The following is a 13,799-nucleotide window of genomic DNA, read 5'->3' on the forward strand; positions in this document are numbered from 1 at the left end:
CCCCGACTTGAAGGCCGGGGAGGAGGTCAACTAGGCCTTGGATGGTCTCCATTTCAGCGTTTAGGGGTCAGGGAGGCAGGGGACGCCCTTCGGCATCCTCAAGGACAAAACCAGCATCGGCAATCATTTGCCAGTCTTGGTGGGGGGCTTGGCCGGGGGTAGTGAGGTAATCGCCAACAAAAATAGAGTTGGCAGCATAAAGACCTAAGGGTTGGAGCGATCGCAAGTGAACTTCGCGCCCACCGGCAATCCGAATCTCCTGCTGCGGCAGGAGTAAACGAAAGAGCACAAGAATCCGTAAACAATGGCGCGGATTGAGGGTGTGCTGCTCCCCAAGGGGTGTGCCCGGAATAGGAATTAAAAAGTTCACAGGGACACTGGTTACCTGACGCTGCCGCAGTGCGAGGGCTAGATCAATGACATCATCATCGGATTCTCCCATGCCCAAGATACCCCCAGAGCAGGTGGTAATGCCGGCCGCTTGGATATTGGCCAAGGTCTGGTCGCGATCGCCAAAGGTGTGGGTAGTGCAAATGTTACCGTGGAAGTTTGCTGAGGTATTCAGGTTGTGATTCACCCGATCTACGCCGGCGGCGGCAAGACGCGCTGTCTGCTCGGCGGTGAGCAGACCCAAACAGGCACAAATTTTTAGGGGGTAGCGCTCCTTGATAGCGGCAATGGCCGCCAGCACCTGCTCAAAGACCTTTTCAGTCGGGGATCGCCCGGAAATGACCATGCAAAACGTACCCGCTTTGAGTTGGGCAGCACGTTCCGCAGCCGCAAGAATTTTTTCCTGTGAGAGTAGGGGGTACTTTTCAATCTCAGCGGTGGAGATCCTTGATTGTGAGCAGTAGTGGCAATCCTCGGAACACAGGCCGCTTTGGGCATTGAGGAGATAGTGCAGCCGTACGCGATTGCCCCAGTAGTGGTAGCGCACGCGATAGGCTGCTGCCAATTGATTTAGGAGTTCGGTGTCGGGAGCCTGTAGTACTGCACGGGCTTGCTCGCGGCTGAGGCATGTGCCAGCTAGGGCCAAATCGGCAAGGGCTTGCCAATCACTGGTTAACACTGTGCTCATGGGGTTTTTCTTTTAGCTACGGAGGGTAATAGCATATTTTTCTGCTAGGCTATCGCGGATGCGCTGGTGCAGTTCATTCACTTCTGCCTCAGTGAGGGTGCGATCGCTAGCGCGGTATGTGAGACGCAAGGCCAAACTGCGCTGCCCTTCAGGGACACCTGGCCCACTGTACTCGTCAAAAACCTCCACACTCTCAAGGAGAGAGTCGCGCCCTCCTGCGGCTCTCCAAATGGTGCGGCTAAGTTCAGCCACAGTGAGTTCCGCTGGCGCAAAGAAGGCAAGGTCGCGATCGCTGGCGGGATAGGTTGAAAAGGGTTGGAAAGTGATTTGACAATAGCGTTCCTCAAGGCGGCTCAGGAGCACCGCCAAATCCAGTTCAAAGACATAGACCGCCGCCGGCAAGTCTAGGGTAGCTGCGTACTGGGGGTGTAACTGGCCAAAAATACCGAGGCGTTCTCCATTCAAGCAGAGAGCCGCTGTCCGTCCCGGATGGAGCCGTTCATCCTGGCGATCGCTTTGGTATTCCACCTCCAGACCAAACCGCTGAAAGACACTCTCCAAAATGCCCTTGGCTTCGTACCAAGTTAAGGGCTGGGGCTGCTGAGAGCGACGCACCCATTTGCCCTGCCAAGGATCGCCACCAATAATGCCACCGAGGCGATCGCTTTCCCATAAACCTTCCTCATCTTGGCCAAAGACACGGCCAATTTCAAAGCCATTCAGAGGCGGGTTTCCCTGTTCTTGGTTGTAGCGAAAGGCCTGTACTAGCCCAGTAATGAGATCTGTACGCAGTGAAGAAAACTCCACCACCAGCGGATTCACCACCGTCACTTGATTGGGCTGTCCCCCTTTGACCCAAGAATAGTGCATTAATTCGGTTAGACCCGCTCCCCGAAAGGCTGCCCGCAGTTCCCGCAGTAGTGTCAGTTCTAGGGGTAATGCACCCACTTCCGCTTGCGCTGGCAGGGTTTCCTCAAAGGAATCGTAGCCATAGAGCCGGGCAATTTCCTCAATTAAGTCCACCTCCCGCTCAATATCGCGGAAGCGGTAGGGAGGCACGGTTACAGACCACACCACTTGTTCTTCCCCAAAGGTTTTTTGGCGGCTAAGGCGAAACCCTAGGCGGTGCAGCAGCTCTTCTACCGTTGCTGCATCTAGGTAGGCCAGTTCGTCGCTCTCGTCTTCAGCAGCCACTGCCCCCAAGAGGCGATGCACTTGTTCCAGGCGCAAAGTCAGGGTGCGTTCCAAGGAGGGCCGCTGATCCACTAGGGTGGTGTAGGCAACTGTCCCTTGGGCAAGCTCGGTTAGCAGGGCGATCGCTTCTGCGGTGGCGGCCTCCAGTTCTGCAGGGTTCACGCCCCGTTCATAGCGAGCGGAGGCTTCTGTGCGCAATCCTTGGGCGCGAGCTGAGCGCCGAATTACTGGGCTAGCAAAAAGTGCAGCTTCCAAGAATACATTCTTTGTACCACTGTCAACTTCTGTGGCTTCACCCCCCATCACGCCCGCAAGGGCAACGGGTACGTCACCGGCTGTAATCAGCAGATGATCTGAGTCCAACCTCCGCTCCTCACCATCAAGGGTTTTCAGGGTTTCTCCTGACTTGGCAAAGCGCACCCCCACTGTCACTGGGGTCTGGGCAGCAACGGCCTGGAGGCGGTCCCAATCAAAGGCATGGAGGGGCTGCCCCCATTTCAGGAGAATGTAGTTAGTAACGTCCACAACATTATTGATGGCACGCAAACCAGCAGCCTCTAGGCGCTGTTGCAGCCACGGGGGCGAAGGCGCAATCTGAACATTGGTGATGAGTGTGCCACAGTAGGCTGGGCAAGCCTGAGGGTCGGCGATCGCCAGCTCTACAGGAGCCTTGGCAGGGGACTTTTTCGGAGCGATCGCCCTTGGGGTAGGTAGCGTCAAGGGAGCACCCGTGAGTGCTGCTACTTCGCGGGCAATCCCCACCATACTCAAGGCATCCGCACGGTTGGCCGTCGAAGTTAAGTGCAAAATTACATCATCCAAGCCAAGAAGGGGGCGCACATCTTCACCCACTGTTACCCCTGGAGTAAAGGTGTGAATACCCTCAGATTCCTTTGCCAAACCCAATTCAGCAAGAGAACAAATCATGCCCTCAGACTTGATGCCCCGCAGTTTTGCCGGTCGAATTTTCAGATCCACTTTTGCTAAATAGGCTCCTGGCAATGCCACTGGCACATACAAGTCTGCTGCGGCATTAGGTGCCCCACAAACAATGGTGCGGGGTTCTCCTTGACCCACATCCACTTGGCAGACCCGCAATTTCTGCGCGTTAGGATGGGGTTCACAGGCCAAAATGTAACCCACGACAACCCCTTCCGCCCAGGTGCGTCGATCTTCAATCTCTTCGACTTCAAACCCCGCCATCGTCAGGCGATCGGCCAAAGTCACCACATCCAGATCAACAGCCACTAATTCCCGTAGCCAGCGAAGGGAAATCCGCATGGAATCCTCAAAGAAACGTCATACTTTGCCATTTTTCAGCCTACTCTCCTCTGATGACATCCCACAAGTGAGTCGGGATGCAGCAAGGATTTTAAGAAGGATCGCCGATGCCAAGGGGTCAGGCCATACTGGATAAGAGCTTGACGGTGTTGGCGAGTCCCATAGCCGACATTGCGTTCCCAGCCATACTGGGGATAGTAACGGGCTAGACCTGCCATAAGGCGATCGCGCCACACCTTGGCAATAATTGAAGCACAGGCAATACTGTAGCTGTGGCGATCGCCCCCAACGATGGCCGTTACCTTTTCAAAGGGCGCCGTTTTTGTTAATTTGCCGTCAATCAGGGCATAATCCCAAGGGGCAACCCGCGCAAGGGCACGTGCCATCGCACGATAGGTGGCTTGCAGAATATTCACCTGATCAATTTCCGTCACGCTAGCACTGCCAATGGCAATAGCGATTGCCTGGTTACAAATCTCTGCAAAGAGGCGCGATCGCTGGCGGCCACTCAACTGCTTGGAATCCCGCACCTCTGGAAGGGGCACACAGTCCACAGGCAACATCACGGCTGCCGCTACCACCGGTCCTGCCAAACAACCGCGACCCACTTCATCCACGCCAACAATACGGCAGTAACCCTGCTGCCAGTAGGTCTGCTCATAGATCAAATTGGGTCGCTCCATACCTAGTGGCCAATCCCGACATAGCGAAAGCCCAGTGCCTCTAGCCCCTTGCGATCCAAGAAATTGCGGCCGTCAACGATCACAGGTTGGTGCATTACCTTGGCCAATTCCCCATAATCCACCTCTTGGAACTGTGGCCAGTCGGTCACTAGCACCAGAGCATCACAGCCGTCGGCGAGGTGCAGCAGATCCGTTTCCACAATCACATGGGAAAGGCCCGATCGCAAACCCGACTGGGACACAAGGGGGTCATAGGCCTTCACCTTGGCACCCAAGCGATACAGCTCCTCAATCAGATTGAGGGCAGGGGCATCCCGCAGATCATCGGTATTGGGTTTAAACGTTAACCCCAAAAGGCCAATGGTTTTACCCTTGAGGATTTTTAGCACCTGTTGCAGTTTTTCAATGACAATAAAGCGTTGCCGCTGGTTTACTTGAACTGCTGCTTTGAGCAACTGGGCATCGTAGCCATAGTCCTCAGCCGTGTGAATTAAAGCCGAAACATCCTTGGGAAAACAGGAGCCGCCCCAACCCAAGCCCGCTTGAAGAAATTTCTCACCAATGCGGGAATCTAAACCAATCCCCTTGGCCACTTGAACAACATCTGCACCCACGCGATCGCAAATATTGGCAATTTCGTTAATAAAGCTGATTTTAGTTGCTAAAAAAGCATTAGCAGCGTACTTAATCATTTCTGCCGAACTAAGATCCGTCACCAAAACAGGCACGGGGGGTAAGCTGGGATCAACTGCGTACTTGCGCTCAATGATTGGTGCATAGAGTTCTTGCATGATTTGAATGGCCTTGCGGCTACTGCTGCCCAAGACAATGCGATCAGGATTCAAGGTGTCATAGACCGCTGAACCTTCCCGCAGAAATTCAGGGTTACTGACAACATCAAAATCCAAAGGCGGATGGGTGGCTCCAGCTTTAATCGCATCAGCTAACTCCGGTGCTCGCTCGACAACACCATCTAGAATAATCATCCGCACCCAGTCCCCTGAGCCAATCGGCACAGTGGATTTATTGACAATGACTTTATACCCCACATGCAAATGGGCACCAATGCCGCGGGCAACGGCTTCCACATAGCGGGTATCCGTTTCGCCACTGGGCAAAGCAGGTGTGCCGACGGCAATAAAGAGCACTTCCCCAAACGCCACTCCAGCACCAAGATCACTACTAAAACTGATGCGGCCACCGGCAATACAACCACGGAGCAACTCTGTCAGGCCGGGTTCATAAATTGGGGATTCCCCCTGTTGCAGCAGCTTAACTTTATCAATGTTGTTGTCTATGCAAAGCACCTCATGGCCAATATGTGCTAAACATACCCCCGTCACCAGACCCACATAGCCGGTGCCGATTACACAAACCCGCATCCTTTGTGACCTCCGTGAACTACCGCTATTGTAACCTTTGATTCAATAGCAGCTTATTGCCCAACCGTAGATTTCTTGCGTCCTCTATGATTGGGTCTTACACTTGGACTTTCCCAGAAGAAGGCTTTGCCCCGCATCCCACAGCTCAAGAGTCGTAGTTCCTCTCTCGGATGTTGATAGCAGCATTGATGTCACGCTCAGGGCTTGTTCCACAATTCAACAAGTCCAAGTATCGTCAAAAACATTCCCCAACCGACTTGGCGGATGGCCTTAGCTAGGTTGCGATTCTTGACCATACCTTTGACATTGGGATTTTCCACAGCGATGACTTGGTTTTCGTTTGCTGCTGATTGGGGTAGAGCCTCACCTTGACCACTTTGAGCATTAGGGTCAACTGGATTTACGATAAGCCCTTTACCATAGGTTGCTGCTGCAATTCATCTTGCGCTTCTAAAGCGGAGGATTCTTGCGGGTTCTGCTAAACCTCTACGATCATAGGGGTGTAGGGTACACCTAGCCGCTCGGCAAAGTCGGGAATTGTGCGCTGCAGCCCCTCTAGGAGGGGAACAATTGGCTGCCAGTCCAACACCGTGCGGGCAAGGGTAATGTCGGGACGACGACGCTGGGGGTCATCACTGGGCAGGGGCTTGAACTGGATTTCCACCCCTGGATTAATCAGGGCTTGGATTTTTTGCGCCAGCTCCAGCACAGTGTACTCCTCGGGGTTGCCAAGGTTCACAGGGCCAATGTAATCGCTATTCATCAGCCGAATCAAGCCTTCGACCAAATCGCTGACATAGCAAAAACTGCGGGTTTGGGAGCCATCCCCATAGACGGTGAGGGGAACACCCTGTAACGCTTGGACAATAAAATTGCTCACCACTCGGCCATCATTGACCTGCATCCGCGGGCCATAGGTATTAAAAATCCGTGCCACCCGAACATCCACATTATTCTGGCGGTGGTAGTCGAATGTAAGGGTTTCGGCAACGCGTTTACCTTCGTCATAGCACGACCGCAGGCCGATGGGATTGACATGACCCCAGTAGGACTCAGCTTGGGGATGCACTAGCGGGTCGCCATAGACTTCTGATGTGGAGGCAAGAAGAAACCGCGCCTTCACCCGTTTGGCCAACCCCAGCATGTGGAGGGTGCCCATGACATTGGTTTTAATGGTTTTAACGGGGTTGTACTGGTAGTGAACGGGGGAGGCGGGGCAGGCCAAGTGATAGATTTGATCCACTTCAAGGCGAATTGGGTCAGTGATATCGTGGCGGATCAGCTCAAAATTCGGGTGCCCCAGCCAACGCAGGAGATTGCGCTTTGTACCCGTGAAGTAGTTATCGAGGCAAATCACCTCGTGACCTGCCTCCATTAACCGATCAACCAGATGGGAACCAATAAACCCAGCACCACCAGTAACCAGAATGCGCATTGTTATTGTCTAAATGCTATACCCTTGCCTCAGATTAGCACGAGTTCAAAGGAAGCCAGCAATCTCTGATTTCAGGGGGCAATTGCCTAGCCCAAACCAAATTTAAGAGCCTGCCCCCGCACCGCAGTATTCACAGTTCCGTGACTAAAGACAATTTCCCCATTGACAAAGGTGTAAACAGGCCACCCTGTCAATGCCCAGCCCTCAAAGGGACTCCAGCCGCACTTGGTCAGTAATTCTTCACGACGCACAGGGCGATAGGTCTGCAAATCCACGAGGACGAGATCCGCATCATAGCCGGGGGCAATTTTGCCTTTATTGGGAATTTCGTAGGCCGCAGCAACCGCAGTGGACATCCAGCGCACCACCTGAGGCACCGTACAGCGACCAGCCATGGCTTGGGTCAACAGGAGGGGCAAAGCAGTTTCCACCCCCGGCATCCCAGAGGGACTTTGGGGATAGGGCTGCGCCTTTTCCTCCAGGGTGTGGGGGGCATGATCCGTGGCAATAAAATCAATCACCCCATCCAATAGTCCCTGCCAAAGTTTTTTGTTGTCTGCCTCTGTCCGCAGGGGCGGGTTCATTTGGGCAAGGGAGCCAATTTTGGCGTAGGCCTCTGTAGTCAGCAACAGGTGTTGGGGGGTGACTTCCACTGTGACCCACGGGAGCTTGTGCTGGCGCAGAAAGTCCACTTCAATGCCTGTGGAAAGATGGAGAATGTGCAGGCGGCGCTCATACTTGCGGGAGAGCTGAATCGCGAGCTGGGTGGCGTTGAGGGCAGCAATCTCATCTTGAATTTGTGAGTGAACTGCCACATCGGTCATGCCAGCAAACTGTTCGCGACGGGCACGGATCCGCCCTTGATCTTCGGCATGGACAGCAATGAGACGTTTGCCTTCACTGAAAATGCGGTCTAAAATTGGCTCCTCATCCACTAGGAGAGAGCCGTGCATTGACCCCATGAAAATCTTGATGCCACAGACGGGGTAAACAGTGTTGAGGACGGCAAGGTTGTCCTTCGTAGCACCGATGAAAAAGCCATAGTTCACAACACATTTAGCGGCGGCGCGGGCTAGTTTATCGTCTAGGGTGGCCTGATCAATTGTCGGCGGACGGGTATTGGGCATTTCCAAAAAGCTGGTGACCCCCCCCTTGGCACAGGCACAACTGGCGGTGAACAAATCCTCTTTGTGCTCTAGGCCTGGTTCGCGAAAATGCACTTGGGGGTCAATCACACCAGGCAGCAGGGTTAAACCCGTTGCCTCAATTACTGTATCGTCGGGATTCACGGTGACGGTTTCAGCCACCTCTGCAATGCGATCGCCCTCAAGGCGCACCTGTTGTTGCCGCAGTTCCCCCTCTGGAGTACAAATCACCGCATTTTGAATCGCGATCGCCACCCTGCTCTCCTAGAAAATCCTTTGAAACTTACTTTTTGCCCTCTCCTACCCACTGGTCGCACTTGAAGAGTAGAAACAAAATTTTAACACTCCCCCGTTTTTCAAAACAGGAGGGAGTTAAGGGGATGGCCTAGGGTCAACCTTGTCTATTACGGGCAAGGCTTCTTTTAGACTTAAGGGACATGAAAATCCGTCATGACCCTCACCACGGTTGAATAAATTCAGCCTGCGCTTAAACCGGGGGCTTTACGCTATTTTTCGTAAACTATAAACATCTGTAATAGCTACTACGATAAAAACTTGTCTCAGATCTATCTTCTTAACGGAAATAAAACCTTTATACTGTAGAGCGTGTCTGTAGCTGGGGCGCGATCAAATCGCTATGGAATCTGGTATTGACTTACAGGGGCAATTCATTAGTGCATTAGAATCCTTTGGCCTCTCCCATGATTTGGCCAAATTGCTATGGCTCCCCCTGCCAATGTTGATGATGCTGATTGTGGCTACAGTGGGCGTGCTGGTCGCAGTTTGGCTCGAACGGAAAATTTCTGCTGCGGTGCAACAGCGTATTGGCCCTGAATACATTGGCCCTTTAGGGATTTTGGCACCCTTGGCTGACGGCCTCAAACTAATTTTCAAAGAAGACGTTCTCCCGGCGAATAGCGATCGCTGGCTTTTTACCCTTGGTCCAGCGGTGGTGGTGATTCCTGTCTTTTTGTCCTATATTATTGTCCCCTTTGGTCAAAACCTGCTGATCTCCAACTTGGCGATGGGCGTTTTCCTCTGGATTGCCCTTTCCAGTATCGCCCCCATTGGCCTGCTGATGTCGGGCTATGCTTCCAACAACAAATACTCTCTGTTGGGGGGTCTGCGGGCAGCCGCCCAGTCCATTAGCTATGAGATTCCCCTGGCCTTGGCAGTGTTGGCGGTGGCCATGATGTCCAATGGCCTAAGCACGGTGGAAATTGTCGAGCAGCAGTCGGCCTATGGCATCCTCAGTTGGAATGTTTGGCGGCAGCCAATTGGCTTTTTAATCTTTTGGATTGCGGCTTTGGCCGAATGCGAGCGTCTCCCCTTTGACCTGCCGGAAGCAGAGGAGGAGCTTGTGGCCGGCTACCAAACGGAGTACGCAGGCATGAAATTTGCCCTCTTTTACCTCGGTGCCTATGTCAACTTGGTGCTTTCAGCGCTTCTGGTGAGTGTCTTGTACTTCGGAGGGTGGAGCTTCCCAATTCCCTTAGAAACTATTGCCCATCTCCTTGGCATTCCCGAAACCAATCCCTTTTTGCAGATTGCCTTTGCGGTGTTGGGCATCACAATGACCTTAGTAAAGGCTTACTTTTTCGTCTTTTTGGCAATTCTGCTGCGTTGGACAGTTCCCCGTGTGCGCATTGACCAACTCCTAGATCTTGGCTGGAAATTCCTACTCCCAGTGGGTCTGGTGAACTTGTTGCTCACAGCGGGCTTGAAGCTTGCCTTTCCCCTTGCCTTTGGCGGTTAACAAACTCCCCATTTCCATGAGGTGACCCATGAAATTCCTCAATCAGATTACCAACTATGCCAAAGAGGTAGTGCAATCTGCCAAGTATATTGGCCAAGGCCTATCGGTGACCTTTGATCACATGCGACGGCGACCTATAACTGTGCAGTACCCCTACGAGAAACTCATTCCTTCAGAGCGATTTCGGGGGCGGATTCACTTTGAATTTGATAAGTGCATTGCCTGTGAAGTGTGCGTGCGCGTTTGCCCTATTAACCTGCCGGTGGTAGATTGGGTCTTCAACAAAGAGATTAAAAAGAAAGAACTCAAGCACTACAGCATTGACTTTGGAGTGTGCATTTTCTGTGCCAACTGTGTCGAGTACTGCCCCACCAACTGCCTCTCCGTTACAGAGGAGTACGAACTAGCCACCTACGATCGCCATGAGCTGAACTATGACAGTGTAGCGATGGGGCGCATTCCCTATAAAGTGACTCAAGATCCGATGGTAACGCCAATTCGTGAATTTGCTTACCTGCCGGCAGGGGTAATGTCTGGCCATGAGTTGCCCGCAGGGGCTCAACGGGCGGGAGAGCGTCCGGAGGCGATCGCCAATATGACCAAGACTGCTGAAACGTCTGAGAACTAGGAGTTGCTGCTGTGGACTTAGCCACCCTGACCCAAACGGTTACCTTCTTTGCCCTGGCAGGGGCAGTCATCCTTGCTGCCCTTGGCGTTGTGCTGCTCGACAACGTGGTCTATTCTGCCTTTTTGCTGGGGGGTGTCTTCTTGAGTATCTCTGGGCTGTACATCCTCATGAATGCAGACTTTGTTTCAGCAGCACAAATTCTCATCTATGTCGGCGCAGTGAATGTTCTTATCCTCTTTGCAATCATGCTTGTCAATAAGCGGGAGGCCTATACGCCCGTGCCGGGGCGTTGGCTGCGTCAGGGGGGCGCGGCGGTGGTCTCCTTTGGGGTCTTTGCGCTGCTGGCAAAGATGATTTTGCAAACCCCTTGGAAAATTAGTGCTCTTCCACCCATCACTGACAGTATCAAAACAATTGGCCAGCACTTTTTTAGTGACTTTCTCTTACCCTTTGAATTGGCTTCGCTCTTGCTGCTGATGGCTCTGATCGGCGCAGTGGTTCTCGCCCGTCGCGAACTGGTGTTGGAACCTGAACCCATCCTAGGAGAAGAGGTGGTTCCCCCCTTGGAGTTACCGGAACGTCCACGTGAACCTGTGGCTTTGTCTGAAAAATAGAGGAAGACGATGCAGTTAACCTATGTTTTAATCTTGGCGGCACTGTTATTTTGTATTGGCATCTATGGCTTGGTTACCAGTCGCAATGCCGTCCGCGTGCTAATGTCCATTGAGTTGCTTCTAAATGCTGTTAACCTCAACCTAATCGGTTTTGCCAACTATCTGGATGGCCAGCAAATTAAGGGGCAAGTTTTTGCCGTGTTTGTGATTACTGTGGCAGCGGCAGAAGCGGCTGTGGGTTTAGCGATTATTTTGGCCATTTATCGCAACCGCGACACCGTTGACATGGAGAAATTCAATCTCCTGAAGTGGTAGGCTAGAAGCTGGAACCTGCTTCCCTCAATTGCCGTCCATACTACAAGAACCAGTGTCAGCAAAAGGGCAATCACCTATGACAGTGCGTCTTGGTAAATCGGTCACTTATCTGTCGTTAATGGCATTGGGGGCAGCCGCTGCAATGTTTGCCACCCATTTGATGCCAGCGTCAACGCCCTTAGTGACCCCTAGCTTGGCACAGCTACCGGCATCGCTACCGGCAGGAAATGACATTAACTTTATTGCCCGTGCTGTTGAACAAGTAGGACCTGCGGTGGTACGGATTGATGCTTCCCGTACAGTACAAACCCGTGTACCGGCCATTTTTAATGACCCCTTCTTTCAGGAATTTTTTGGGCCGATGATGCCCCCCCGCAGTCGCGAAGAACGGGGGGTAGGATCAGGTTTTATTATTAGCAGTGATGGCTTGATCCTCACCAATGCCCACGTGGTGGATGGTGCCAACCGGGTGCGAGTAACACTCAAGGATGGCCGCACCTTTGAGGGTCAAGTCCTCGGCCAAGATCGTTTGACTGATGTGGCCGTGGTCAAAGTGAATGCCAGCAATTTACCAGTGGTGCGTCTTGGCAATTCTGATAATTTGCGCCCTGGGGAGTGGGCGATCGCCATCGGTAACCCCCTCGGTCTGGACAATACAGTGACTGCGGGAATTATTAGTGCCACCGGCCGCTCCAGCGGCGATATTGGTGTGCCCGATAAGCGGGTTGGTTTCATTCAAACCGATGCGGCAATTAACCCCGGCAACTCCGGTGGGCCGCTATTAAACCAGCGGGGGGAAGTTATCGGCATGAACACTGCCATCATTGGCGGCGCTCAAGGGCTAGGGTTTGCCATTCCCATTAACACAGCTCAGCGCATTGCTAAGCAACTGATTGCCAATGGCCGTGTGGATCACCCCTTCCTTGGCATTCGCATGGCCACTCTCAGTCCTGAAATGCAGCAACGCCTCAATGCCAATCCCAGTAGCCCGGTCCGTCTTCAAGACAGTGTGGGGGTGGTGATTGTGCAAGTTCTCCCTAATTCACCCGCAGCCCGTGCCGGTTTGCGAGCGGGGGATGTCATCCGTCGCATCAATGGCCAAAACATCACCAAAGCGGATCAAGTGCAGCAAATGGTGGAAAACACGGGTATTGGTCGTACGATGCAACTGGAAGTCAGCCGGAGCGGTCAAACCCTAACTGTGGCTGTGCAGCCGGCTCCCCTCCCTGCCCAAGCCAGTCGCTAACGTGCTGACCGCAGTTCTAATCATTCCAACGGGAATTGGGGCTGCCATTGGTGGCTATGCGGGCGATGCGATTCCTGTCGTCCGTGCCTTAGCTCAGGTGTGCGATCGCCTAGTTACCCACCCCAATGTTCTCAACGGGGCGATGCTCTATTGGCCACTGCCCAATGTGTGGTATGTCGAAGGCTATGCCCTTGATGAATTTGCTGTTGGCCGTTGGGGGTTGTTGCCACCGCGTCCAAATCGTATTGGTCTTTTGCTAGATGCAGCCATTGAACCGGAGCTGCAACTTCGCCATCGTCAAGCGGCGGCGGCCTGTTCTGCCACCTTGGGTTTAACCATCACTGAACCTGTGATTACAGATGAGCCTTTGGGAGTGCAATTACAAACCGCTGCTTCCGGCGCAACATGGGGCACCCTGGCAAACCCTGCCAGTTTATTGCGGGCGGCAGAAAAGCTGATTCAAGCGGCTAAGGCGGAGGCGATCGCCATTGTCACCCGCTTTCCTGATGACCCGGGCACAGAAGCATTGCACTCTTATCGCAGTGGTCACGGCGTGGATCCCCTAGCAGGGGCAGAAGCAGTAATTAGTCACTTGGTTGTCCAGCACTTTGAGATTCCAGCAGCCCATGCCCCCGCCTTGCAACCCTTGCCCCTAGAGGAGACTGTGCATCCCCGTGCCCTTGCCGAAGAAATTGGCTATACCTTTTTGCCCTCGGTGTTGGTGGGATTGAGTTGTGCTCCCCGCTATAGCCGAACCACCCCACAGGCGTTGTGGCAACAGGATGTAGATGCTGTAATTGTACCCGCCACTGCTCTTGGTGGCCGGGGAATTCTAGCCTTTGCCCATCAGGGCGTCCCCATCCTGACGGTAGCCAACAATACCACAACCCTCAATGTTACAGGTGCAGATCTAGGGATAGAGACAATTCCTTGCCAGTCCTATGCCGAAGCCATTGGCGTGCTGAGTGCGATGAAAGCGGGCGTATCTTGGCAGAGCGTCACAACAGCAACCTGAAAAAATTTTTGCCTTCTGTGCATAGCC

12 protein-coding genes and 1 pseudogene are annotated in these 13,799 nt (G+C 53.2%); 6 read left to right on the plus strand and 7 right to left on the minus strand.

From position 1 onward, the window contains the following. Positions 1 to 67: 67 nt before the first annotated feature. The 7 genes and pseudogenes from bioB to P3X23_RS10445 form a co-directional block, all read right to left on the minus strand. On the minus strand, positions 68 to 1,069 hold the full coding sequence (bioB, locus tag P3X23_RS10420; protein ID WP_367186606.1) for a biotin synthase BioB: 1,002 nt from the start codon (positions 1,067 to 1,069) through the stop codon (positions 68 to 70). A 21-nt stretch (positions 1,070 to 1,090) separates the two neighbouring features. Beyond that, the gene (gene pheT, locus P3X23_RS10425; protein WP_300876379.1) at positions 1,091 to 3,553 is read right to left on the minus strand and encodes a phenylalanine--tRNA ligase subunit beta; all 2,463 of its coding nucleotides are present in this window, start codon (positions 3,551 to 3,553) and stop codon (positions 1,091 to 1,093) included. Positions 3,554 to 3,588: 35 nt separating this feature from the next. Further along, entirely contained in the window at positions 3,589 to 4,236 is a 648-nt protein-coding gene (locus P3X23_RS10430; RefSeq protein ID WP_300876382.1) for a ribonuclease HII, read from the minus strand. Positions 4,237 to 4,238: 2 nt separating this feature from the next. After that, positions 4,239 to 5,618, minus strand: a complete 1,380-nt coding sequence (locus P3X23_RS10435) for a UDP-glucose/GDP-mannose dehydrogenase family protein (RefSeq protein ID WP_300876385.1) — start codon at positions 5,616 to 5,618, stop codon at positions 4,239 to 4,241. 53 nt (positions 5,619 to 5,671) lie between these two features. After that, positions 5,672 to 5,959: pseudogene (locus P3X23_RS12035) on the minus strand (RNA-guided endonuclease TnpB family protein); the annotation flags it as partial. A 137-nt stretch (positions 5,960 to 6,096) separates the two neighbouring features. After that, positions 6,097 to 7,053, minus strand: coding sequence for a UDP-glucuronic acid decarboxylase family protein (locus P3X23_RS10440; RefSeq protein ID WP_300876387.1), 957 nt, complete (start codon positions 7,051 to 7,053; stop codon positions 6,097 to 6,099). Positions 7,054 to 7,139: 86 nt separating this feature from the next. Further along, positions 7,140 to 8,453, minus strand: coding sequence for a dihydroorotase (locus P3X23_RS10445; protein WP_300876389.1), 1,314 nt, complete (start codon positions 8,451 to 8,453; stop codon positions 7,140 to 7,142). Between the two features lie 382 nt (positions 8,454 to 8,835). Here P3X23_RS10445 and nuoH point away from each other — a divergent pair, with 382 nt between their 5' ends. From nuoH to P3X23_RS10475, 6 genes are all read left to right on the plus strand, one after another. Further along, positions 8,836 to 9,954 carry an NADH-quinone oxidoreductase subunit NuoH gene (gene nuoH / locus P3X23_RS10450; protein WP_298611885.1) on the plus strand — a complete coding sequence of 373 codons (1,119 nt, stop codon included), beginning with the start codon at positions 8,836 to 8,838 and terminating at the stop codon, positions 9,952 to 9,954. A gap of 28 nt (positions 9,955 to 9,982) precedes the next feature. Beyond that, the gene (ndhI, locus tag P3X23_RS10455) at positions 9,983 to 10,582 is read left to right on the plus strand and encodes an NAD(P)H-quinone oxidoreductase subunit I (RefSeq protein WP_300876392.1); all 600 of its coding nucleotides are present in this window, start codon (positions 9,983 to 9,985) and stop codon (positions 10,580 to 10,582) included. Between the two features lie 11 nt (positions 10,583 to 10,593). After that, positions 10,594 to 11,196 carry an NADH-quinone oxidoreductase subunit J gene (locus P3X23_RS10460; protein WP_300876395.1) on the plus strand — a complete coding sequence of 201 codons (603 nt, stop codon included), beginning with the start codon at positions 10,594 to 10,596 and terminating at the stop codon, positions 11,194 to 11,196. 9 nt (positions 11,197 to 11,205) lie between these two features. Continuing rightward, the gene (nuoK, locus tag P3X23_RS10465) at positions 11,206 to 11,511 is read left to right on the plus strand and encodes an NADH-quinone oxidoreductase subunit NuoK (RefSeq protein ID WP_011056517.1); all 306 of its coding nucleotides are present in this window, start codon (positions 11,206 to 11,208) and stop codon (positions 11,509 to 11,511) included. Positions 11,512 to 11,587: 76 nt separating this feature from the next. Then, on the plus strand, positions 11,588 to 12,757 hold the full coding sequence (locus tag P3X23_RS10470; protein ID WP_300876399.1) for an HhoA/HhoB/HtrA family serine endopeptidase: 1,170 nt from the start codon (positions 11,588 to 11,590) through the stop codon (positions 12,755 to 12,757). Position 12,758: 1 nt separating this feature from the next. Continuing rightward, complete coding sequence (locus P3X23_RS10475) at positions 12,759 to 13,772, plus strand: DUF3326 domain-containing protein (RefSeq protein WP_300876402.1); 1,014 nt, start codon at positions 12,759 to 12,761, stop codon at positions 13,770 to 13,772. Positions 13,773 to 13,799: the final 27 nt, after the last annotated feature.

The organism is Thermosynechococcus sp. Uc (genome assembly GCF_029335995.1).
In the GTDB taxonomy this organism is placed as follows: Bacteria; Cyanobacteriota; Cyanobacteriia; order Thermosynechococcales; family Thermosynechococcaceae; genus Thermosynechococcus.

Bases quoted from the DNA above. Each gene is read 5' to 3' on its own strand.
- pheT (WP_300876379.1), bottom strand. From the start codon at position 3,553: ATGCGGATTTCCCTTCGCTGGCTACGGGAATTAGTGGCTGTTGATCTG.
- P3X23_RS10430 (WP_300876382.1), bottom strand. From the start codon at position 4,236: ATGGAGCGACCCAATTTGATCTATGAGCAGACCTACTGGCAGCAGGGT.
- P3X23_RS10435 (WP_300876385.1), bottom strand. From the start codon at position 5,618: ATGCGGGTTTGTGTAATCGGCACCGGCTATGTGGGTCTGGTGACGGGG.
- P3X23_RS10440 (WP_300876387.1), bottom strand. From the start codon at position 7,053: ATGCGCATTCTGGTTACTGGTGGTGCTGGGTTTATTGGTTCCCATCTG.
- nuoH (WP_298611885.1), top strand. From the start codon at position 8,836: ATGGAATCTGGTATTGACTTACAGGGGCAATTCATTAGTGCATTAGAA.
- ndhI (WP_300876392.1), top strand. From the start codon at position 9,983: ATGAAATTCCTCAATCAGATTACCAACTATGCCAAAGAGGTAGTGCAA.
- nuoK (WP_011056517.1), top strand. From the start codon at position 11,206: ATGCAGTTAACCTATGTTTTAATCTTGGCGGCACTGTTATTTTGTATT.
- P3X23_RS10470 (WP_300876399.1), top strand. From the start codon at position 11,588: ATGACAGTGCGTCTTGGTAAATCGGTCACTTATCTGTCGTTAATGGCA.